Raw genomic sequence first — 22241 nt, 5'->3', positions numbered from 1 at the left:
GGTGCACGAGAGCGAAAAGAGGACCCCGCAAGCGGCGCATCGATCCGAAGCTCGACGCGGCCGGGTGGACTGATGGCTCATCGAGACACAGATGGTGCAAACGAATCGGCGAAGCTCGAGCCGGTTCACCAGCGGATCATCGACCTAGCCCACAACCACTGGTTGAAAGAAAACGACTGGCCGGAACCGGTCCAGGTCAAGATGACCCTCCGTTCCGAGGGGTTTGATTACAACGAAATCGAATCGAATAAGCTCGCCCCCTATATCAAGGGATGGGGTGACAAGATCGAGCTTACGATACTGGGCTTGCAGGCCGCCAAAGGCTCCGCCGAATGGATGGCCCATTTTGTCGCTCTGGTGAACCAGTCGGTCGAGCGATACCTGGAAGATCCGAAGGGCAGGCCAGTGGTCAATGACGCGCATCTGGCCGCGATTGCGAACGACTGGAGCCAAGAGAAGCTGCGCCGGTACGGCGAAATCTACAGAGACTGGATCAGTACCCTCGGTGGTGTTTCTAGCTCGGACAAGGATGGCCACTGGATCGTGGAGCTCGGACCCAACTGCATTCGCTACATTGGCCTCAAATCGATCACAGACTTCGCCTCTCGCAGGAGGGACTACAAACACGCAACACTCAAGGACGGCCTCACCCCCGGCCAGAGGAAGATGGCGGTCTGGTGCATTCGACGATGGCGGACTCCAGATGGAGCCCCAGCCGCCCTCGACGTCGTTCTGCATCACGTGGGAGTCGTCGAAAATCCTCTGGATGCCTGGGAGTCCATGCCCCAAGAGGTATTCGATGATGCACGCGTCTATGCAGATCCTCCCCAGCCCATCAAGCCGCGATTCGGCGGGCTTCTGGCTCTTCGCCCCGAGACGGATGAAGATCTTCTTTCATTCTGGAAAGTGACGCGTTCCGTTCGCGACCTCTATCTCGACAAGAAGGCTCCGAGCGAGGTGAGCATCGCCGATGTTGCAGAGGGAGCTGAACTGAGCGAGGAGGACGTCGTGCGGCTGGCCGATCTCACGCACACGACCGTGCCCCTCCTCTACTACTCCAACAGCCGCCAAGGCGAGCAGTTCATTTCGACGCGGCAGCGTCTGCTAGATCTCGATGGGATCGATTCTCTTGATGGTCTTCTGAACTACCTCGACGAGCAGCAGAAGGAGATGGAAGACCGGGAGGTTGCACAGATGGCCACAGAAACCAAGAAGGTGTTCGTCGTTCACGGTCACGACGACAGTGCCAGAGAAGCGGTAGCTCGATTCCTTTCTCGGCTCGACCTCGAACCGATCATCCTCCACGAACAGCCGGACCAGGGTCAGACCATCGTCGAGAAATTCGAGGCCAACAGCGATGTTGCCTTCGCTGTCGTTCTACTGACTCCAGATGATGTGGGAGCTGCTAAAAGCACGCTGCCACACTGGCCGTTCTCTACGAAGGAGCATGAAGTCAGAGCTGCGAGGATCCTACAAGAGAGAGCGAGACAAAATGTCGTACTGGAGTTGGGCTACTTCATGGGGAAGCTTGGTCGCAGGAAGGTCTGCGCTCTCAAGAAGGGGAACATCGAAATACCCACCGACTACAGCGGTGTGATCTGGAAATCGATGGATGACTCCGGCTGGCAAACCGATCTCGCCAAGGAGATGAAGGCGGCTGGGCTCGATGTCGACATGAACAAGCTCTAGGAGAACAGCGACATGAAGATGCCAACCACGTCCGACTACGGACCGCAGTCTTCCGGGGACAAAGCGTTCGCTAAAAGGATGCGCTTCCACCAGAGCTGGTATCGGGCGACCGTGCTGGGGGCCCCCTTCGGAAGGGGTCCGTCCCCCGGCTCGAAAACAGAGTACGGCAACATGCTCACGGCCGAGGACGCCGAGAAGGGCCTGAACTTCCTGACGCCCGACATCTTCGCCGCGGTGCAAAGGCGCCTCGCCGAGGCCGGGGGGTTGATTGAGGAGTTCCGGCTCATGCGGAACATGCTTTCGTCCCAACCGCTCTGTTTCAACCTCTTCGGTCACCTGGGGCTCCACCTGGATCTGGCCACCCGGCTGATGGACGCGCTGTTCCCCGGGGAGGTGAAACGCGTGACACGCGTCGTGGTAGAGCACGCGCCGGAGCCGAAGGCCGAGTACCTGAACGACCGCACCGCCTTCGACGCGTTCATCGAGTACGTCGGCCATGACGACCGCCCGGCCTTCCTGGGCATCGAGACGAAGCTGACCGAGCCCTTCTCGCCGAAGGTCTACGACACCGCCGAGTACCACCGCTGGATGAGGGGACCGAACTCGCCCTGGCGGGATGGTGTGATCGGACGCCTACTCGAGATCCGGCACAATCAACTCTGGCGCGATCACCTGCTCGCCATCGCGACTCTCGATCACCCGGCCTCCCCTTACTCCCGCGGCAGACTGATGCTCCTCCGCCACCCCGGCGACAAGAACTGCGCCGACAGCGCGAGGAGCTACCAAGGCCTGCTGCAGCCGGGCGACGGCACCTTCGTCGACATGCCGCTTAACCGGCTTGTGGACTGGATCGCCACCCTCGACCTCGACGGCGGACACGCCGGCTGGCTCGAAGCATTCCGGTTGCGCTACCTGGATCTCTCGGCCAGCAAGGAGGCGTTCGACGCCTGGGCGCAGCAGCGATGACCGTCAGGCCCAGGACCGGCGCCGAGCCCTTCCGCCTGAGCACAGCAACTCCGCGGAGCGTTGAGGACCCGATATTTCCGTGCCCATCTAGTGCCCTTTTTTTGCATCCATGCGCGGAACATCGAGGCATAGGACGGCATAGGAAGGGAACTCGAATTCCTTGAAACGGCGCGGTTTTGGTCGGCTGACCCGCATACCGCCTAGCTTTGCGCTGATTCGCGTTTTTCAGGTTCGAGTCCCGTCGGGGTCACAGTAATTCCAGGGGTTTAGCAAGCCACCTCACTCCCGTGGCCCATCTGTGGCCCACTTTGAACGCCGTCGACCTCGTCGAGCACCGCGACAGCGCCGCTCACCGAACCGGGAGAGAGGTGCGCATGACGAAGGCGTTGCCGCCCACGTCGAGTCCCGGCCCGGCCGTGGAGGTCGGGTTTTTGCCTGCCACTCTCTGCTGGTCGCCATGCTATGATCACCCTAAGGAGGGTGACCATGTCAGTCCACATATCCCTCGATCTTCCCGAGAGCGCGTTCTCCGCGCTCCGTGTCGCACCCGAGGCGTTCGCCAGGGAGATGCGGCTCGCCGCCGCGGTGAAGTGGTACGAACTGGGTCTCGTGTCCCAGTCCAAGGGCGCTGAGGTTGCGGGCGTGACGCGCCACGAGTTCCTGGAGGCGCTCAGCCGCTTCAAGGTGTCTCCGTTCCAGACCACCCCCGAGGAAATGGCCGAGGAACTCGCCCGTGGGTAGACTCTGGGTCGTCAACTCGTCGCCGCTCATCGTCCTCGGCAAGGTGAACAGACTGCCGCTCCTCACCGACCTCGCGGAGACGGTCGTCGTACCTGACGCCGTGGTCCGTGAGGTGGCGCGCGGACCGGCAGACGACCCGGCCGTGCGCTGGCTCGCAGGCGAAGGACGCACATGGGTTCGCGATGTCGGCCCCGTGGATCCTGTAGTCGCCGCCTGGGATCTCGGGCTGGGCGAGAGCCACGTCCTCGCCTGGGCCGCGGGGAACCCGGGCTACGAGGCCATCATCGACGATCTGGCGGCGAGGAAGTGCGCCCATGCGCTCCGCGTGCCGGTGCGCGGCGTGATCGGTGTGCTGCTCCTCGCCAAGCGCGAGGGACGGATCGGCCGACTGGCGCCGGTCCTCGACGAGGTCCAGGCCGCGGGCCTGCTCGTCGGTCCCGAGGTCCTCGAAGCGGCGCTCCGTCTCGCGAGCGAGAGCGAGCCCGATTGAGGATCTTCGTGGATGCGGACGGCTGCCCCGTGAAGCCGGAAGCGCTGCGCGTGGCGGGGCGCTACGGCGTGCAGGTGAGCGTGGTGGCCAACACGCGGCTGAGCCTGCCCCCAGGCGAGAACGTGGAGCGGGTGGTCGTCGGCGCGGGGCTCGACGCCGCGGACGACTGGATCGCGGCCCGCGTCACCGAGGGGGACATCGTGATCTCCGGCGACATCCCCCTCGCGTCGCGCTGCCTCGAGCGGGGCGCGCGCGTCATCGACTTCAAGGGCAAGGAGCTGACGCCCGAGACCATCGGCGACGCCATGGGGAGCCGGGAGCTCATGGCGTACCTGCGCGAATCGGGCGTCAACACGGGCGGCCCCGCGCCCTTCGAGAAGAAGGACCGTTCGCGCTTCCTGCACCGGCTCGACGAGGTCATCCAGGCCCTGCGGAGGCGGGGTTGAGCGGGGAGCGTGAGCCCCGCGTCTCTTGTAGCTTTCCCCGCCCGCGTCTATTCTGGATTCGTCCTGACAAAACAAAAGGGGGGTTCCATGCGTTCCATAGTGATGCTCGTTTGGCTGGCGCTCTGTGTCGCGGTGCTCGGACTGACGGCGTGCGGCGATGACGCCGGTGGTGGCGACGGGGGAACGGACACCGATGCCGACACGGACACCGACGCGGACACGGACACCGACACGGACACCGACACGGACACCGACGGCGACGGCGGCACGGGGGAGACCTGCGGCGACTTCACCGTGACCCCGCTGCAGTGGAGCTGGGAGTGGTTCGACGAGGATGCGGGCGTCTACACGTTCTCGACGCTCCTCGAGGTGGACCAGGGGTACGGCTGCATGGTTTTCGACAGCTACTGGGAGCACGACGTCCTCGTCCTCTCCTGGGACGAGGGGGAGTCGATCGAGTGCCGGCGAACGGAGGACACGACGCCGGGCTCAGGCTTCGGACCGAGGGAGTGCATCGGCGCCACCTGTGTGATAGGCGACATCTTCGAGTCCGACTTCGTCTACGCGGGTTTTCCGGACAACGACGAGATGGCGGCGCTCGTCGCGTCGTACGGGCTCCCGGACGAGGTCTGCGGCTACGTCAGCAACGCGGACCTGATCGAGCACTCATACTGCGCGGCGCTCGCCGAGGGCGAATAGCAGAAGAACCGTTCTCTACATGTGTATGTAGTACGCGTTGAACGCCGAGTGATACTCGCCGCCTGACGGCGTGCGTTCGGGAGAGCAACGTAACACTACGGACTGTCCTCTTTTCCCGTACAATGACTCCATGAACCTGGTCGTGAAACGGATTGCCCATGCATCCGTCGCACTCCTCCTCCTCTACGGATCCGCCGCAGAGGCTGCGGAGGAGGCGGCGCTGATCGTCCGGCTCGAGGACGAGCACGTCGAGTTGAAGGGGGTGATCGTCTACGTTGACGGACTGCGCGTCGGCGAGGCGCCGTGGGAGGGGATCGTGGCGGCGGGCGTGTACGAGGTTCGCGCCGAGGGCGCGGGTTACTGGTCGGAGACCGTCAAGACGCGGATCTGGCCGCAGAAGACACGCACGATACGGATCGAGATGGTGCCCGAGGGACAGCCCAACGTCGGGCATTTCTACGTCGGCGTTTCCTACTCTGTCGGGGTCGGTGGCTCGTTTCTAGATGACATCTACGGGAGCATGGTGAAGTTCGGTCCTTTCCCGAGCATCGACATCGGCTTCAAGATGCCGGGCGACTCCGTCTGGTGGGAGCTCGGGCTCGTCGTCCATCCGTACGTGGTGTCGTTCCCGTTCTGGACCAACTCCCGCCCGCTGTCCCGATCCGAGAGCGACATCGCGGAAAAATCCGCAGGGGTGGGACCGCAGCTCGCCGCGGAGTTGCGGCTCCTCGCGCCGGTCCGCACCCCGCACGTCTACTGGGCCGGCAGCTTCCAGCCGGGTGTCTTCCTTCATAACTTTTGCGTCTATGACCCCGACGATTGCGGAGTAAGTGGTTGCGGATCGTGCGACCATTATCGGGCTACCTTTACCATGACGCTCCGCGGCGGCTTCGCGTTCTTCCTCGGCGACTGGGTCGAGGTCCGGCTCGACCTTCTCGGCGTCGAACTGTTCTGCGAGCGGGCGTTCGGAGTGCTGTACTCGCCGAGCGTCGCGGTCGTGCTCCGGATCTGATCAGCCGCGAGCCGAACTCTACATGTGGATGTAGTACGCGTTGAACGCCGAGTGGTACTCGCCGCCGGATGGCGCGCTCTGCACGTAGATCCACACCGGCGAGGCCTTGCCCCACCAGCCGTAGTTCGCGCGGTAGCCGAGGCTGTCCAGGCCGACCTGCTCGAGGTGGCGCGTGCCCTCGATGGCGACGTAGTGATCGCCCGCCCCCGTGCCGTCGGCGTTGATCCGCAGGATCGCCGGGCGGTCCGCGGCGATCTCGTCCTCGATCTCCTGGAACTTGCTCCACTCGGTGCCCGAGTCCTCCTCGCACGTCGTGAAGGGGTAGCCGCGCGCCTGGGCGTACGCGGTGCCCTGGTCCATCTTCCAGGGGTAGGTCATCCCCCACTTGTCGTCGCCGGAGCCGCCGTAGACCGTCTCGACGAGCTCGGCGAGCTCCCACATCCCGTAGTAGATCGCGTTGTCGCGGTACGGATCGCAGTCGGCCGGGTGCCACTTGGTGGAGAGATCCATCCCGAAGAAGAGGTTTCCCTTGCCGTGGAACTGCTTCCAGTACGCGTACACCATCGCCCACGCCACGGGGCCGCACCCGACGGGGTAGCCGCCGACGCCGGCGGGCTGGTACCAGTGCGGCATGTGCCACGGCCAAGAGAAGGAGTGGTCGAGGTGCTCGTACTCCCACGAGCCCGAGATCGGCACCGTCTCGTTCAGGTAGTCGATGAAGTCGCCGCCGTCGAGCTCGTCCTGCGTGATCTCGAGCTGCGAGATCTGCGAGTTGCCGTAGTAGGCCTCGAGCGACTCTCGGGTCTGCGTGCGCGCGCAGCCGTTCTCCTCGACGTGCGCCGCGTGCTCCGCGTCGAGCGCGAGGACCTTCGACGCGAGATCGCCACCGGCGCCGATCGGGCGGACCTCGAAGGACCCGTCGAAGCCGACCGCCGCGACGACCTCGTCGCCGTCCTTCGCGCTGCTCGCGAACCAGTCGTAGCGGACGACGCGGAGGTCGGACCGCCCGGTCGCCGCGCGGTAGGTCTCGGTGAGCGTCCTTCCCGCGACCGCCGCCTCGATCACGAGGATGTCGGTCCGGTCCACGTTCACGACGATGTAGCCCGCGTCCTCGCCTCCGGTCGTCACCTTGTACTCGTAGTAGGACGGCGTCTCCGCGCCCGACAGGTAGAGCGGGAACGCGTCCGTGATCGTCGTCACCTCGCCCCACGCCGGCTCGTTGCCCCGCATGGCGGCGAGCTCGCGCAGCGCCACCGCCAACCCGAGCGCGCGGCGCGCCACGGCCACGTCGTCGCCCTCGTCGGGCGCGATGATCGCGAGCGCGGTCTCCTCGTCGATGTGCTCGCTCTCGGCGGCGCACGCCGACAGGGCGAACATGACCACCGTCGCGAGGGTAAACCTCGCCATTGGAACCGGAAGATGTCTCATCTTGCCTCCCTTTCTCTGCGGCCTTGTTGTGTTCTTTTCTAGCGCTCTGCCCGGGCTTGCTTCCTCAACCTCGCGATCGCGTCTTCAAAAAATCTCTAGAACGATCCGCTCACCGCCAGTCCGTACGACCTGTCGCCGTTGCCGTTCGACCACGCCATCGGGGCGACCTGGATCTGCGGTTTGTTCTTCTCTCTCCACTCGGCGTTGGCGCGATCCGCGGCCCGGCCCACCAGGGCCGCGTCGACGAAGGCGCCGACAACCGCAGCCGTGATACCGATAATCGAGACGACGAGAAAACCCGGATGGGATCGCCCTTCGGTTTCGCACACCTGAGTGCCGTTTTCGCTGGTGCAGTCATCTCCCCAACTGAAAGTGGAAACATACGCCGCCATGAACGCTATCCCGGTTCCGACGGCGGCCAAGCGAAGACCGGCCATCCCCATGGCGTGCGACGCGCGGCCGAGCCAGAGGTATCCGACCGACGGGCCGAGAACGAGGCCGAGGGCGCCGATGCCGAGACCAGGAAAGCCGAAGGTCTCCTCTACCATGAAGAGCATGGATAGCCCGCCTCCCGCGGTTACGAGGATCACCGTGGGCCAGAGGCTCAACTGCATCGCTTTACGGCGGCTGTACTTCTCGGGCAACGGCGGCGGCTTCGGGGGTTCTGGCGGGGGTTCCACCTCCTCGGGTCGAGAAACGGTTGTCTCCGCCGCCACGGGCGTCTGAACCCTCGGTCCCGTCGCTGCTGACGACGAGTCCACGAACGTCTTGATCGCCGCCCGCGCCATGGCCCGCGCCTGGGAGAGCGCGCTCGCCCTCGAAGCGGTGCGCGTCTCGCGAATGAGATCGCTCCCGTCGTTCAGCACGAGCTCCACGACGAGCTCGGCGCCCGCGTCGGTGAACGCCGCGCTCGACCGCAGCTCGGCGTCGACGTCGGGTGCGACCTCGGCCGCGACCGCCTCGAGCGACGCCTTCAGCTCGGTGAGGAACGCGGCGTCCGCGTCGCCGGTCGGTTCGGCCACCACGACAGCCGCGGTCGCGAGGCGCGGCAAAGCGATCAACGCGAGCCCGAGAACGATTCGGTGTGCTCTCATGATGTTCACTCCCCCGCGTCCGCGCCCGCGTCGGGATCGCTCACCTCGGGGATGACGTGGCCGCCTTCGTCCATGAGCCCGCCCTCTTCGAGATCACAGAGGACGAGGCTGTCGCCCCAGGTGCCGTAGTTGTTCACGGTCACGTAGTGCCCCCAGATCGACGGGCCGAAGTACGCGTCGAGCGGCATCACGGTCCGCACGGCGCCGGTCTCCATGTCGATGACCCGCACGTCGCACCGGTACTCCGCGAACCAGTACTGCCCCGCGGGGTTCGAATCGAGGTACACGACCGCGTGCCCGCTCGTGTCCGGCAGCAGCTGATCCCACGGCTCGCTCAGGAGGACGGTGCGGTCGTTCGTCTCCAGATCCCACCGCACGAGGTCCAGGTTGTCGGTCTCGCCGGGGACGAACGCCCCGGCGACGAGCGCCTGCGCCACGTCGCTGATGTCCGCGCCCTCGACCTGGATGTTCCCCGGATCCACCGGCTGGACGCCTGCCGCAGTGTCAGAGAGATCGAACTTGTAGATGTACTCTTCCGACCCGCCGACATACTCGGTGTAGGCGACCCATCTCACCCCGTCGAACATGATGTCGTTGATTGCCGTTCCGGGCGCTTCATAAACCGAGATCATGTTTGACGTGGAGTAGTCGATGTATCGAAGACCGCCGTAGTAGTCGTCGCCGCCGATCTTGTAGAGAACGCCGTCCTGACCTCCGGCGCACTCCGACTCGGTGTATTCACTGGAGGCGACGAGCGTCTCTTCGACATCCCCGAGCCCAACCCGGAACACGTCGAGAACGGTGTCCGAATTCCTGTCGAAACAGACGTTGTCCCCGAAAATGGACGGGCGGTTGACGACCTCCGGGTACGGCTCCCGGAGAAGCTCCCACTGCTCTCCGGTCGAAAGCGTGCGCACCATGAGGACGGATTCGGTCGGGTCGGCACCGAAGTCCAACCATCTCCAGGTCAGGTGGTCATCGCTCATGGCGAAACGCCCGGTCCAACCGAAGTCGAGCGAATTGACGGGCGACAGCACCTGGCAATAGGAAGGGAGCTCCGGCTCGGTGTCCGAATCCGTGTCCGCGTCGGTGTCCGTGTCCGTATCGGAATCTGAATCCGTATCCGTATCCGAATCCGTATCCGAGTCCGTGTCCAAATCCGTATCCGAATCCGTATCCGTATCCGTGTCCGCATCCGTGTCCGCGTCCCCGGAGCCGCCGCCCCCGCCGCCGCACGACGGGCACGCGGCCCCGAGCACGGCGATCCCGAGAACGATCATCGAAAAGTGTCGTCGCATCGTCCGCTCCTATTCCCCTTCCGGCTCGACCGGCACGATCTCCACGCCGCCGAGCGCGCTCCTCTGCACCGCGAAGTCGGCGCCGAACCGCCGCGTCACGCGCGCCCCGCCCTCGTTGTCCATCCCCTTCAGCACGGGGCGCGCCCGCTCCGCGAGGTCGACGATCTCGACGAGGCCGGTGCTCGACACCACGTGCAGCTCGCCGCCGGTGAGCCGCGTGTCCTCGATCCAGCCGGCCGACCGGTACCGGCCCACCCTGCTCAGCGAGCCGGCCTCGTCGGCTTCGTACAGCTCGACCGCTCCGTCCGCCAGGCTCACGGACAGGAGGTCGCCGGACGCGGACACGTCGACGACCGCCCCGTCCGGGGACACGGTGTCCACCCACCGCGGCGCCGTCGGATCGCCCACGTCGATCACCTGCACGCCGTGCGGCCCGCAGCCGAGGTAGACCCGGTCGCCCAGCTTGGCGATCGAGCCCGGGTTCCCGAGCGCGATCTCGTAGCCCAGAGAGCGCGGCGCCTCGGGCACGCCGACGTCGATCACGCGCAGCCCCTCCTCGAGGTCGGCGACGTACGCGGTCGCGCCGTCGATCACCACGTCCACCGCGGCGGCGGTCGGGACGCTCGCGGCCGCGACCATCCCGTCGCCCTTCCGGAGGAGCACCGCGAGCCGGCTCCAGTCGGCGACGAGCGCCGTGCTCCCGGACGCGTCGAACCGCGCCTGCGACGAGCCCTCGAGCGTCGCCATCGCCTTTCTGGATCGCGCGGCCCGCCCGGTCAGGGAAAACGCGCGGTCGTCGCCCGGCACGGGCTCGTCGAGCCTCGGGCCGATGATGAGGTACCACTCCTCCCCCCTTTGCATCGTGAGGCTGAGCGTACCTCCCCCGGCGCCTCGCGTCACCATCGGGCGCGTGCCCGAGCCCGCGGCGATCGCCGCGAGCATCAGCTTGCCGCTCGCGTCGGAGAGCCGCACCTGGACCGGCGTGCCCCGGCGGCCGGGCGGCGCGAGGAGGTCGAGCCGAAACACGGCGGGCTCGCCGGCGCGGTACGTGTCGCGCAGCGGCCGCCCGCCGACGAGGAGCTGCCGCGGCGCGCCGACGCTCTGCACGCGCCAGACGGGCGCCGCCGCCGCGGTGTCGAGCGCCCACACGACCGGGCGGGTCGCGGGGCCGAACGCGTCCCTGCCGCCCGTCAGGTAGAGCTTGCCGCCGGAGCCGGCGAGCATCGCGGCCCCGTCGCGCGCCGGCAGGTCGCCGGTGCCCGCCGCGAGCCGCGTCCAGCTCCGCCTCGCGGTGTCGAAGCTCCACAGGTCGTGGAGCCTTCGTCCCTGCGCGTCGACGCCGCCGTACACGAAGACCCGCCCCTCCTCGGCCACGAACGCGGTCGCCATGCCGCGCCGCGCCGCGGGCGCCGCGCCGGCCGTCGGGATCGCGTCGACCGCGGGCCCGCCGCCCGCGACGTGGAACACCGAGATCCCGAGCGCGCCGCCGGACGAAGAAAGGAGGTACGCGCGCCCGCGTTGCGGATCGACCGCCACGGCCTGCGCGTCGACCGCCAACCCGTTGGGGCTGCCCGCCCACGTGCCCACCCACCGCGGCCGCCCTTCGTACAGCCCGGCGAGCTCCCAGGCGCGGCCGCTCGCCGCGTCGCCGAGCACATAGAGCCGGCCGTCGGAGAAATTCGCGAAAAGGCGCGGCGCGACGAGCGCCGGGCCCGAGACCGCGTGGCGGACGAACGATCGGGCCGCGGTCGCGCTGTCCCGGATCCACACCGCGGCCGACGGCCTGCCGTCGGACAGCGTGCCGCCGACCACGACGTCGAGCACGCGCTCGCCGCCGTTCGGCGCAGCCGTGTGGAGGCGGGCCATGCCGAACCCCGCGACCGGGAAGCCCGCGGCCCCGCCCGCGACGCGCCCGGTCCAGGGCCGGGTCTCCAGCCGTCCGTCCTGCCGGGAGATCGCGCGCTCCGTCGCGTTCGCCGCGTTTCCTGTCACGACCACCCGGGAGAGGAAGGTCGCGTCGGTCGGCGGCGAGCAGGTCGAGAGCCCCGGGCAGCCGTCGTGCACCCAGAATTCGTCGACCAGAACGCCGTCGGCGACGGCCGGCGGGCCGGCGACGCACTCCTGCGTCAACAGCACCACGCCCTCCCGGCTTCCGAGCTGCGCCTCGGTGAACGGCCGGTCCTGCTCGCCGAGATCCTCGGGCCACGCGCCCTCGCCCCACGGCGCCGCGGGCACGTCGCTGTGCCACTGTCTGTACCATTCGTCCCTGCCGAGGTACGTGTTCTCGTCGTCGTGCATCACGTCGACGCAAACGCCGTCCCAGCACCTGTAGTCCGCGCTCGGACAATCGCCGTCGGCGCCGCACGCGTTCGCCGTGCCGCGCGGGTACGGCTTGACCGCGAGGCGCATCTTGGTCTTGTGCCCGAGGTGCCACTTGTGATCCCACTCCACCACGGCGTCGTACGGGTCGTCGTCGTTCGGCTCCTGCTGCCCGAGGTGGCGCCACGCGAGGCTCCGGTGCTCGCCGACGCCGTAGGTCATCGAGATCTCCTGGCACCCGGTGCGCGGCACGCCGTCCGCCGCGTGGCGGCCCTTCTCCTCGTCCCAGCTCGACGCGCCGAGCGCGAGCTGCGGGAGGAGCTCCCACATCGGGTTGTACGTATACCCCCCGAGCGAATCGAAGAAGCTGTCGAAGAACGACCCGACGTTCCGGCAGACGCTCGCGCTCTTCTTGCCGCTCCAGTACTCCACGACCGGGTCGACAGGATCGCCCGCGCTCGCCGGCGCGGTGCGGTTCGCCTCGTAGCGGAAGCCCGGGTAGCGGGGCCGCATTGCACTTCCGAAGTACTCTACTGTTCGTGCGGCTGCTTCATATTCATATAAATCATCTTCGTCGGCGGTGTCCCAACCGCGGTCTTCCGGAAAACCGCATTTCAAACCGAGATCAGACCAGCAGTCCGATTCTTCGGGTATAGCGCACGAGCACGCCCCCATCGTGGTGCGCACCGGCGCGGTCGTCATCCCCACCATGTCGAAGCTGAGCCGCTGCGACGCGAGCAGTGTGACCTTCCTCACCTCGCAGTGCAGCCCGTCCGCGCAGTCGCAGAGCGCAAAGAGCTCGCCCGACGTCAGGAAGCCGCCCGAGAGGCCGTTCGCCTTCACGCCGAAGCCGGTCAGCGCGTCTTTGACGGGCTGGGTCTTTGAGGCCGGCAGGACGAACGCGCCCGATCCCGCGTAGTCGTTCCACGCGGCCGCGGTGTACCAGACGTCGGCGGTGGCGCTCATCCAGTTGTGCTCCTGGACGAGGTTGTCGACGTCGACCATGTCCGAGCACATGTCCCCGATGCCGTCGTGGTTGAAGTCGGCCTGGAAGCCCCACCCCTTCTCGCCGGGAGCCACGTACCCGTTGCGGAACCACTGATCGTAGCCCTCCGAGGCGAGCGACACCTCGTCGTCGTAGGCGCACGCGAGCTCGGTGGAGCCGTCGCCCGGGTCGACGTTTGGCGTCATGCAGCGCTTCGTCTTCGCCGTTCCCTCCGTCAGGTCCCCGTCGTTCGTCATGATGAAATCGCTCAGCGGCGCGACCGAGCCCGCGGACAGCTTCGTGAACCGCGCGCAGTTGTCGACCTTGCAGGCCTCCGGGTCGAGCGAGCGCGTGAGCTGCTCCTCCAGATCGGTTCCGCGGAGCTCGGCCGGCATGGCGATCTCCATGTACACCCGGTTGAACTCGAAGAGCGGCACGCCGTCGTCGATGTCCTCGCCGTACGACGCGGACCAGTGACCGAAGTAGTAGCGCCACGCTTCGACCACGTTCTTCAGGCAGGCGCTGGCGCCCCAGAACACGTCGGAAGCATCGCCGTCGCCCTCCCAGTCGTAGCCGAGCTCCCCGGGACACTCCGTGCAGTCGATTTCGGCGGTGCTCCCCTGGGACGGACACTCGCACTCCTTCGCGTGGGCGTTCTCGGCAACGGGCAGGACGATCACCTTGCCCAGCGGCGCCCCGTATCCCGGGAGGTTCCCTCTCCGCCACGCGCTCCTGTAGCGCTGGGCGAGGTAGCTCTCGTTGTTCCTGTCGATCGCCAGGAGGGACGAGCCCAGCTCCGACGAGCTCGCCGGCCTGAGGTACCCGTCCGCGGGCTGGATCCATTCTTGTCCCAGCTCGTCGACGCTCAGCTCTTCCGGGAGCCAATCCCCCTGGTTCTGAGAGATGAAGTTGTACGCGTCGCAGACGCCGTCGCCATCGCCGTCCAGCGTGAGCGTCCACAGGAACGGCGCGCAGTCGCCCTGCGGGATCTCCCCGGGATCCGCCATCACCGGGGTGCGGGAGGAGGGATAGTCCTCGGGCTCCGACCAGGTCAGGCCCTCGTTGTCGCCGTCCGGGTCGGTGTCGCAGAGGTCGCCGCCGTAGGGGTGCTCGCCCGGCGGGCAGGTCGTCTCATCCGCGATCGCGTCGCACCACGCCATCGCCCCGTCGCCGTCGAGATCCAGCTGGTCGAGCCAGTTCACGAGCCCGTCGCCGTTCCTATCCCTGTCGGACGAGTTCGCCACGGCGGGGCAGTTGTCGCAGGCGTCCCCGACGCCGTCGCCGTCGGCGTCCTCCTGGTAAGGATTGTACCTCTCGGGGCAGTTGTCGCACGCGTCTCCCCACGCGTCGAGATCGGCGTCGTTCATCTCCGCCTCGTCGCTCCCGTAGTCGCCGAACGGGCACTTGTCGTAGGTCGGCGTCGTCCAGGTCGTCAGCCAGATCTCGTACGTCTGGTACTCCCTCTCGTGGATCCCGTCGCCGTCGAAGTCCATGGGGGTCGGCTCGTCCTCGCACACATAGAATGGGGTCACTAAAAACGGTTTGCACGCTCCCTTCGCACAGAGGACTTCTCCCCAGTCGGGGTTCGTGGGGGAACAGATCTCGGTGCTCATGTTCCTGGGAGAATACGTCTTCCACCTCCCCGCGAGCGATCCCGTGTCCTCGCCGCCGAGGAAGTGCTCGTCGTTCCACGCGTGCTCCGTCTGCCACGACGCATCGTTGTAGAACGCTGCGCACCCCGGGTTCGCGGCCATCGTGTCGCTCTGGGCGTAGAAGTGATCCGCCAGGTATCCGTCCCCCAGCATCCTCGTCTCGACGGCGAAGGGATCCAGCGGATCGAACGGCTCGAGGTACGGGACTCCCGGATCCGTCAGGGTGTGGATCTCGCCGACGTTGGCCCCCTGGAACGCCTGCAGGGACTCGTCCGGAATGATGAGAGATCCTATTTGAGGGCCTCGAAAGTAGTTTCCATCCGTTCTGTCGTCCAGGACGTTGTCGTCGTCTCCTCCGCCCTCCCACCACGAGCTGTAGGGAGACTTGAAGCAGCTCGACGAGCGCTGGAGGTACTTGTGGTGCTTCCCGGCCGAGAGGAAGACCGCGGGGTGGCACGCGAGCCAGCCGGCGTTCGTCGAGTCGATCTCGCGCAGCCCGTCGGGATCCGCGACCGGGTACTGCGTCTCCAGCTCCCACTCCGCGAGGCCCAGCGCCTCCTCCCACACCCCCGCCGGATTCCAGTCGCCCCAGTCGCCGTCGTAGTAGCTCCAGTTCTCCGTCCGCTCGTCGTCGTCGACGGTGGCGTCGACCCCGTACCAGCTCTCGCCGGTATCGGAGTACATGGTGACCGCGTCTTCGCTGTCGGTCTCCTTGAACGTGCTCGTCCTGAGAAAGGAGAACGTGTTGTCCCTGTAGCCGACGACGATCTTCACGAAGTCGTTGTCGCCGACGTGATCGTCGGGATCGCAGCCGGTGTTGCATTCCTTCGGATACCCGCCGTCGACGTTGAAGAGGAACTGGTAGGTGATCAGGATCTCGGAGATCGGGGTCACGCCGTCGTCCGAGACGCCCGGGCTGGTCAGCGGGGTCACCTGCCAGAGGGTGAACGGCTCACCGCACTCGGTGAAGACGTGCCAGTCGATGTCGTCGCCGCCGTCCTCCAAGCTGTCGAAGAGGAAGGCCGGCGCGAAGACGCCCGCGAGGTAACGCTCGACGTCGTCCACCAGGGTGTCCTTGTCGAGATCCCGGTCGTCGTCGGGGTGGAGCGCCCAGATCTCCTGCGGGCTCCGGTACGCGATCTCGAACGTGCCGCTCGCGGAGTCGCAGGTGATCCGGATCGGCTTCACGCCCTCCGCCCGCGCCGCGGACGAGAACGCCAGGCCCAGGCAAAGCGCCATCGAGAGAACGAACAACGGTTGTCGGGACATGATTCGCTCCTTTGCGTGCCGTGGGAAACGCTCGCCCACGGCCACCTCGCAGGAGCTGAATCGGCCGTTTTGAAAAAAGGTTGCCGAAAAAATGCAGGGGGCTGTCTTTTTTTTTTCGCCGCCTCCGCCCGCCTTTGCCTACGCGCTCTGATCGAGCTCGAGCACCAGCGCCGCGAGATCCGGGCGGCCCTCGACGACCACCGGCGCCATGACCGGCTTCGGGTTGTGGTCGCGGTACTCCGCCGCCTGCACGGCGACGAACGACCCGGACTTCGTGTACTCGAGGTCCACGAGCACGGAGCTCGTGTCCACGTCGCCGTCCTCGTCGAGGGCGAACTCGAGATCGCACAGGGCGTTCAGGTCGAGCGCCGCGGCCGCGGCCTGCACCGGCCCGACGTCGCAGGCGAAGTAGCGGAAGCCGGTGACGATCTTCTCACCGGTCGGCTTGTAGAAGTTTTCGCTGAAGAGCAGCGCCTTCTTGCGGGTGCCCACGCAGGGGAGCGTCTTGATGTGCTCTTCGAGCTCCGGGAACGCGCTCATGGAATCCCTCCTTGTCGAGGTCGATTCTGCACGGGCCGGGGCGAACCTCAAGCCCAAAAAGAGAGCAAGTGAGCGTGATATTCTTTCGGTCTCCTCTGTCCCTGGCCCCGCTGTCGTCCATGGCCTTGATCGCAACGGAGACCGAGTGATATGGTTGCCATGAATCGTGGTTCACGGTGTCGAATCGATATTCACGGCCAAGAACAGCGATTCAGGAGATCGGCGATGACGGAGAACACCTCGAGCCCACTACACGGTGCCAGGCAAGCGGCATATCGAGATCTGGTCCTCTCAGCCGCCGAACGAGCTTTTGCACGGGGAGGATACGAGGCCACGCGGATCCAGACCGTCGCGGACGAGGCCGGGGTATCCGTGGGGACCATCTACAGCGTGTTCGGCAGCAAGTCCGAGCTCTACAGCGCCGTGCTCACGCACCGACTCCCAGCGCTCCTCGACGCCGCACGCGCGGGCGCGGCCAACGCGACGAGCATCTTCGAGAGCCTGGTCGGCGGGCTGGACGCCTATATTCTCTACCTCCTCGAGCACCCGGACTATCTGGGCATCCATCTCCTCGAGCATCCCTGGGGGATCGGCCCTACCCGCGCGACGGCCGAGCAGCTCGTCGCGTACAGGGAGGGGCTCGACCTGCATGCCAGGATCCTGCAAGCCGCGATGGACCAAGGGGTCGTGATCCGCGAGGACCCGTACCGGTTGGCCCGCTGCGTCATGGCAGTGCATCAGGTCCAGCTGTGGGACTGGGTCGAGCAGGGGATGAAGGAGGCCCCCGAGCAGGTCGCGAGCCGGCTCCGGCGGCTCGTCGTAGAGATGTTCTGTATCGAAAAGAAGAACGAGGCGAGCGCGCCCAGAGCCGAGGATGCGTGATCATCCCGAGTCGCACGAGAGGCCACCCAACGCGATGAAGAAAATCCTTTTCGTCAATCCGTCGACACGCTCGACGGTCTTCGGCCAGATGAAGATGCTCACCCTGCCGCCCATGGGGCTCGGGGTCCTGGCCAGCCGGACGCCGTACAGCTACGCGGTTTCCATCATCGACGAGAACGTGGAGACGATCGATTTCAACGCCCAGGCCGACCTGGTCGCGGTGACCTCCACGACGGTCCAGGCGCCGAGGGCCTATCAGATCCTCCAGGAGTTCAGGAGGCGCGGTGTCAGCACGATCCTCGGCGGCATCCATGCCTCCGTGAGGCCGCAGGAGGCGTCCCTGCACGCCGACTCCGTGGTGATAGGCGAGGCCGACGAGATATGGGCCGGGATACTCGAGGACTTCGAGCGTGGGGAGCTGAAGAGCACGTACCGGGTCGAGACCTTCCCAACCCTGGAGACCATGCCGAGGATGAGGCGAGAGCTCTTCGCCGACAAGTACTTCATCCAGTCGGTGCAGACCTCGCGAGGCTGTCCGTGCGACTGCAACTTCTGCTCTGTGACGAGCTTCAACGGTCGAAGGACCCGGTACAGGCCGATCCGAGAGGTCATCGACGAGCTCGCGCATCTCTCGGAGAGCAGGTTGTTCATCGCCGACGACAGCATCTTGGGGCAGGGCACGCGCGGGATGGATCGCGCTCTACAGCTGTTCGAGGGCATGAAGCACCTCGGGAAGTCCTGGGGCGCGCAGGCCTGCATCAACATCGCCGAGAACGACGAGTTGCTCCGCGCTGCGGCCGCCTCGGGTGCCAACACCTTCTACATCGGCTTCGAGTCGGTGGAGTCCGCCGGGCTGGAGTCCATGGACAAGCGCGTCAACCTCAGGCCCACGATCCGGAACTTCAAGGGGGTCATCCAGAAGCTGCACGATCACGGGATCGGCGTCATCGGAGGCTTCATCCTCGGCAACGATGGCGACACCCGGGATATTTTCGATAAGACCATCGAGTTCATCCACGAGACGGAAATAGACGGCTGCCAGTTCACGATCATGACGCCGTTCCCGGGCACCAGGTTGTTCGAGCAGATGCACCGCGAGGGGCGACTCCTTTATACGGACTTCCCCAATGACTGGTCGCGATACCACTGCTACGAGACGGTCATCCGGCCCAAGAACATGACGGCCGACGAGCTCGAGAGAGGGCAGCACCACGTGTACCGGGCGACGGCCACCATGGGGAAGTCACTCGCGAGGGGGTTCAAGACTCTGGCGAATACGCACAGCCCGACCAACGCGTTGACCAACTTCTTGTGGAATTACTACAACTTCAAGGCAAGCGAAACCGTCGTCCGGAACAAGGCCCATATCAAGCCACCTTCCGCAAGCCTCTAAAGATCTCTCCTATCGCTATCGGCTACCCCCCCTTCGAGGGTCCTCCTTTGAACCACTCCTCCACGAAGTCCGCGACGGCACCCACGTCGTCGAGCGGCAGCACCGGGACGTCGAGCGAGAGCGGGACGTCGCTCACGACCGCCACGAGCGTTGGATCGTCCGCCTCGCCGCGGCAGAGGAGCGCGTCGCCTTGCGCCTTCCTGTGCAGCTCGATCTTGGCCGAGCTCCCGTGCTTGAAGCCCTCGGCGATCACGATCTCCAGGTCGTCGGGGAGCCTCGCCGCGAGCTCCTCGAGCGGGGTCTCGGCGGCGCGGCGCTCGAAGCAGGCGATCCTCCCGGCCGAGGCGACGATCGCGGCGCGGGCGCCGGCCGCGAGGAAGCGGTGGCTGTCCTTGCCGGGCTTGTCGAGCTCGACCTCGTGCACGGTGTGCTTGATCGCGCCGACCTTGCGCCCGCGGCGCTCCAGCTCCGCGATCAGCTTCTCGAGCAGCGTCGTCTTCCCGGTCCCGGACCGCGCGACGAACGATAGGATCTTCCTCGGCATCGTGGTCTTGGATGCGCTGAAACCCGGCGAAATGCAAGAGGCCCGGCTACACCCTCCCGGTCACCACGGCGCGGGACACGCTGGAGCGGAGGTGCGAGAACTTCAGGAGCTCCTTCATCTTGAGCTCGAGCTCGAGGCGGCCGAACGGCTCGACGAGGTAGTCGTCGCAGCCCGCGGCGAACGCCTCGAACACGCATCCCCACTCGCCGCTGGACGTCACCATGATCACCTTCACGTCGCGCGAAATCGAGTCGGCCTTGATGCGCCGGCACCAATCGATGCTCGCCGACTTGGACGCGCGCGCGTCCAGGATGACCAGCGCCGGTGGGTGCGCGGAGATCCGCGCGAACGCGCCCGCGCCGTCGGTCGCGACCTCCACGAGGTACCGCTGATCGTCCACCATGGAGGCGCACGACCCGCGGCGGTTGAAGGATCCCGAGCTCTCGACAACGAGTATCCGCTGCTTCATGACGCCCTCCCGGTCCGCGCGGTGTCGTGCATCATCGGTGCCAGCGCTGGTCGCGACGGGCGGTCAACCGTGACCCGCCCGACGCACGGGGCGGGCATCCCCTCGCCGACACGGATCTTTTTCCAGATCTCGGGCAGGGACCGTGTCGGCCCTGACACCGCTCTAGGGCGTCCTTCGTCGTCGCCGGCGTTTCGCCCGTTCGCGGCGGCGCTTTCAACGGTGAAAGGTCGGTCACGCCCTGGTTGAACACCCGGGCCGGCGAGGCTTGACACCCCGCGGTCCGCTGATTAGGTAGTCCGCGATGGCCGATTCGAGCTCAGGACCCAGGGGCTTCACGTTCGTCGACCGCCGCGCGAGCTCGATGGACGACGAAACGATCGCCGAGATCGACGCGGGCGCGCCCGCGGCGACCAAGCCCGCGTACGTCGAGCAGCTCGAGCGCGCGCTCGCCGAGAAGGACAGGAAGCTCCACGAGATCGCGGCCGAGATCGGCGCGGTGCAGGAGCGGACGCGGCGCGAGGCGGGCCGCGAGATCGAGAGGAACCGGCGCGCCCTCCTGGTCGACCTGCTCGAGGTGGTGGACGGCCTGGACCGGGCGCTCGACGCCGAGGGCGCGGCCGGGGCCGACGGCGGGAGGAGCGTCTCGGAGGGCGTGGGGCTGGTCCGCGATCTCCTCCTCCGGAAGCTCGCGGCGCACGGCGCCGCACGCGTCGAGGCGCTCGGCGCGCGGTTCGATCCGGCCCGTCACGAGGCCCAGGCGCTCATTTCCGTGGACGAGGCCGCGCTGGACGGCGTCGTCGTCAAGGTGTTCCGCGAGGGGTACGCCGTCGGCGGTGACGTGCTCCGCCCCGCCGGCGTGGGGGTGGGCAGGGCCGGCTGATCAGATCTCGCCGGCCATGACGGCCTCGAGCTCACCGCGCTTCACCGCGCCGTCCACGCGCGCGATGTCGAACGCCTTGCCGTCGAACGTGATGGTGAAGAGCGAGAAGCCCACGGCGCGGCGCAGGGGCAGGCCTTCCATCACGACCTTGGACGCGAGCTCGGCCGGGGTCGCCTTGCCGATGTCCATCGCCACGAGCCCGACAGCCGGCGCCTCGATCTTCTCGGCCACGGCCAGCGGCTCCCCGCCCCGCTCGAGCACGAGCGCGAGATCCGCGGAGTAGTCCTCCCAGGTGAGGATCGTCATCGTCATCGGCCGGCCGAACGCCTGGGTCTTCTTCAGGTTGCGCGCGAGCGCCTCCGCGAGCTTCGCGTCGTTCTTCGCCTTGGCGTCGAGGAGCATGCGGGCGACGCGCACGGCCGACACGATCTGCGCGAACCTGCGCGGATCCGTCGGTCCCGGCTCGCCCTCGCCGGAGGCGACCTTGCGCTCGAGCCGGAGCGCCTCGTCCACCTTGCCCATGCCCGCGGCCGACGCCGCGAGCCTGAGGAGCGACAGCGGATCGTCCTTCATGCGGTCGACGAGCGTGCGGTACTGCCGGTACGCGGCCTCGTACCACCCGCGGCGCAGGAAGAGATCGCCGAGCGCGCGCCGCGCGTTCGGATCCGAAGCGTTGAACTCCACGAGCTCGGAGCAGGTGCGCTGCGCCTCGGCCACGTCGCCCGCCTCGGCCTGGAGATCGCACAGGAGGCTCAGGACGTCCGGGCTCGCGAGGCTGTCGCGCTTGAGCCGGAGCGCCTCGGCCATCGCCTCCTCGGTCAGGTCGGCGCCCACGAGCACCTCGACGAGCAGCGCGCGGCCCCACGGATCGTCCTCGCGCCCCTCGAGCACGCGCCGCACCTCGGCGAGGCGATCCGCGGGCGTCCTGAGCGCCGCGAGCCCGCGCCGCACGGAGTACCAGTCCACGCCGGACGGGAACCAATAGCCGAGCGTCGCCTCCGGATCGAGCGCGCGCCGCGTGATCCGGCGCCGCAGGTAGTTCGCCGCGGCCGGGTACTGCGTGAACGCCGCGAGCATGAGCTGGACGTCCGTCGGCGTCGCCGCCCTGCCCTCGACGAGGTCGAGCAGCGCCTTGCGCTCGCGCCAGGTCATGAGCTCGCACCGCTCCCCGGCCTCGCGGAAGACGCGCAGGAAGTCCGCGGCCCCGGTGGTCGCGTCGAGCCTGCGGGACCACAGGATCCGGCGCTCCGAGAGCGGCCGGCGCGAGGCGTCGGAGCAGGTGGCGAGGCGGAAGATCTTCGACCCGTCGGCCTCGACGTCCGCGTACGGGTTGCCGACCGCGATCTGCGTGTCCTTCTGCGAGGCGGTCGCTGGCTCCGGCTTCTCGGTCGCGAGGCGTCGTCCCATGGACGCCTCATCGCGCTTCACCTTGGGCGCCGAGGCCA

17 protein-coding genes and 1 pseudogene are annotated in these 22241 nt (G+C 66.9%); 10 read left to right on the top strand and 8 right to left on the bottom strand.

All coding sequences use genetic code 11. The features are described 5' to 3' along the window. The first annotated feature begins 1206 nt into the window (after positions 1 to 1206). The 7 genes and pseudogenes from M0R80_23525 (at position 1207) to M0R80_23495 (ending at position 6043) form a co-directional block, all read left to right on the top strand. Positions 1207 to 1689, top strand: a pseudogene (locus tag M0R80_23525) (nucleotide-binding protein). Positions 1690 to 1701: 12 nt separating this feature from the next. Beyond that, complete coding sequence (locus tag M0R80_23520) at positions 1702 to 2655, top strand: hypothetical protein (protein ID MCK9462601.1); 954 nt, start codon at positions 1702 to 1704, stop codon at positions 2653 to 2655. Positions 2656 to 3141: 486 nt separating this feature from the next. Continuing rightward, on the top strand, positions 3142 to 3396 hold the full coding sequence (locus M0R80_23515; protein MCK9462600.1) for a UPF0175 family protein: 255 nt from the start codon (positions 3142 to 3144) through the stop codon (positions 3394 to 3396). After that, complete coding sequence (locus tag M0R80_23510) at positions 3389 to 3886, top strand: DUF3368 domain-containing protein (protein MCK9462599.1); 498 nt, start codon at positions 3389 to 3391, stop codon at positions 3884 to 3886. Before M0R80_23515 ends, M0R80_23510 begins: the two co-directional genes overlap by 8 nt. After that, entirely contained in the window at positions 3883 to 4332 is a 450-nt protein-coding gene (locus tag M0R80_23505) for a YaiI/YqxD family protein (GenBank protein ID MCK9462598.1), read from the top strand. Before M0R80_23510 ends, M0R80_23505 begins: the two co-directional genes overlap by 4 nt. Positions 4333 to 4419: 87 nt before the next feature. Beyond that, positions 4420 to 5031, top strand: a complete 612-nt coding sequence (locus M0R80_23500; protein MCK9462597.1) for a hypothetical protein — start codon at positions 4420 to 4422, stop codon at positions 5029 to 5031. A 130-nt stretch (positions 5032 to 5161) separates the two neighbouring features. Next, the gene (locus M0R80_23495) at positions 5162 to 6043 is read left to right on the top strand and encodes a PEGA domain-containing protein (protein ID MCK9462596.1); all 882 of its coding nucleotides are present in this window, start codon (positions 5162 to 5164) and stop codon (positions 6041 to 6043) included. Between the two features lie 18 nt (positions 6044 to 6061). Here M0R80_23495 and M0R80_23490 read toward each other — a convergent pair whose 3' ends face one another. The 5 genes from M0R80_23490 to M0R80_23470 form a co-directional block, all read right to left on the bottom strand. Beyond that, positions 6062 to 7450: a C39 family peptidase gene (locus M0R80_23490; GenBank protein MCK9462595.1), complete on the bottom strand. Its 1389-nt coding sequence runs from the start codon at positions 7448 to 7450 to the stop codon at positions 6062 to 6064. A gap of 116 nt (positions 7451 to 7566) precedes the next feature. Beyond that, positions 7567 to 8565 (bottom strand): hypothetical protein, encoded by a 999-nt coding sequence (locus tag M0R80_23485; protein MCK9462594.1) that lies wholly within the window; start codon positions 8563 to 8565, stop codon positions 7567 to 7569. 5 nt (positions 8566 to 8570) lie between these two features. Next, complete coding sequence (locus tag M0R80_23480) at positions 8571 to 9863, bottom strand: hypothetical protein (protein ID MCK9462593.1); 1293 nt, start codon at positions 9861 to 9863, stop codon at positions 8571 to 8573. Between the two features lie 9 nt (positions 9864 to 9872). Further along, positions 9873 to 16088: a thrombospondin type 3 repeat-containing protein gene (locus tag M0R80_23475; protein ID MCK9462592.1), complete on the bottom strand. Its 6216-nt coding sequence runs from the start codon at positions 16086 to 16088 to the stop codon at positions 9873 to 9875. 138 nt (positions 16089 to 16226) lie between these two features. Further along, positions 16227 to 16628, bottom strand: a complete 402-nt coding sequence (locus M0R80_23470) for a hypothetical protein (protein MCK9462591.1) — start codon at positions 16626 to 16628, stop codon at positions 16227 to 16229. Positions 16629 to 17000: 372 nt separating this feature from the next. On the opposite strand from M0R80_23470, the gene M0R80_23465 reads away from it, so the two are divergent. Beyond that, complete coding sequence (locus tag M0R80_23465) at positions 17001 to 17510, top strand: TetR family transcriptional regulator C-terminal domain-containing protein (GenBank protein ID MCK9462590.1); 510 nt, start codon at positions 17001 to 17003, stop codon at positions 17508 to 17510. Between the two features lie 34 nt (positions 17511 to 17544). Continuing rightward, positions 17545 to 18903, top strand: coding sequence for a B12-binding domain-containing radical SAM protein (locus tag M0R80_23460; protein ID MCK9462589.1), 1359 nt, complete (start codon positions 17545 to 17547; stop codon positions 18901 to 18903). A gap of 22 nt (positions 18904 to 18925) precedes the next feature. Here M0R80_23460 and mobB read toward each other — a convergent pair whose 3' ends face one another. Together mobB and M0R80_23450 are read right to left on the bottom strand one after the other, a co-directional pair. Beyond that, a complete protein-coding gene (gene mobB, locus M0R80_23455) occupies positions 18926 to 19447 on the bottom strand; it encodes a molybdopterin-guanine dinucleotide biosynthesis protein B (protein MCK9462588.1) in 522 nt (173 codons plus the stop codon). Between the two features lie 46 nt (positions 19448 to 19493). Continuing rightward, entirely contained in the window at positions 19494 to 19916 is a 423-nt protein-coding gene (locus M0R80_23450) for a response regulator (GenBank protein MCK9462587.1), read from the bottom strand. Between the two features lie 301 nt (positions 19917 to 20217). Between M0R80_23450 and grpE the strand changes: the two genes are divergently transcribed. Further along, positions 20218 to 20796, top strand: coding sequence for a nucleotide exchange factor GrpE (gene grpE, locus M0R80_23445; GenBank protein ID MCK9462586.1), 579 nt, complete (start codon positions 20218 to 20220; stop codon positions 20794 to 20796). Here grpE and M0R80_23440 read toward each other — a convergent pair. Next, positions 20797 to 22241 (bottom strand): hypothetical protein (locus tag M0R80_23440; protein MCK9462585.1); only part of this gene is annotated, 1445 nt, incomplete at its 5' end.

The sequence above is a fragment of the Pseudomonadota bacterium genome (assembly GCA_023229365.1).
Taxonomy (GTDB): Bacteria; Myxococcota_A; Polyangia; order JAAYKL01; family JAAYKL01; genus JALNZK01.
This window is presented reverse-complemented; position numbering and strand designations above follow the sequence as displayed.

Excerpts from the sequence above, each read along its gene's own strand:
- M0R80_23500 (MCK9462597.1), top strand. The coding sequence starts at position 4,420 with ATGCGTTCCATAGTGATGCTCGTTTGGCTGGCGCTCTGTGTCGCGGTG.
- M0R80_23495 (MCK9462596.1), top strand. The coding sequence starts at position 5,162 with ATGAACCTGGTCGTGAAACGGATTGCCCATGCATCCGTCGCACTCCTC.
- M0R80_23470 (MCK9462591.1), bottom strand. The coding sequence starts at position 16,628 with ATGAGCGCGTTCCCGGAGCTCGAAGAGCACATCAAGACGCTCCCCTGC.
- M0R80_23485 (MCK9462594.1), bottom strand. The coding sequence starts at position 8,565 with ATGAGAGCACACCGAATCGTTCTCGGGCTCGCGTTGATCGCTTTGCCG.
- M0R80_23515 (MCK9462600.1), top strand. The coding sequence starts at position 3,142 with ATGTCAGTCCACATATCCCTCGATCTTCCCGAGAGCGCGTTCTCCGCG.
- M0R80_23520 (MCK9462601.1), top strand. The coding sequence starts at position 1,702 with ATGAAGATGCCAACCACGTCCGACTACGGACCGCAGTCTTCCGGGGAC.
- grpE (MCK9462586.1), top strand. The coding sequence starts at position 20,218 with ATGGCCGATTCGAGCTCAGGACCCAGGGGCTTCACGTTCGTCGACCGC.
- M0R80_23475 (MCK9462592.1), bottom strand. The coding sequence starts at position 16,088 with ATGTCCCGACAACCGTTGTTCGTTCTCTCGATGGCGCTTTGCCTGGGC.
- M0R80_23450 (MCK9462587.1), bottom strand. The coding sequence starts at position 19,916 with ATGAAGCAGCGGATACTCGTTGTCGAGAGCTCGGGATCCTTCAACCGC.
- M0R80_23480 (MCK9462593.1), bottom strand. The coding sequence starts at position 9,863 with ATGCGACGACACTTTTCGATGATCGTTCTCGGGATCGCCGTGCTCGGG.
- M0R80_23460 (MCK9462589.1), top strand. The coding sequence starts at position 17,545 with ATGAAGAAAATCCTTTTCGTCAATCCGTCGACACGCTCGACGGTCTTC.
- M0R80_23490 (MCK9462595.1), bottom strand. The coding sequence starts at position 7,450 with ATGGCGAGGTTTACCCTCGCGACGGTGGTCATGTTCGCCCTGTCGGCG.
- mobB (MCK9462588.1), bottom strand. The coding sequence starts at position 19,447 with ATGCCGAGGAAGATCCTATCGTTCGTCGCGCGGTCCGGGACCGGGAAG.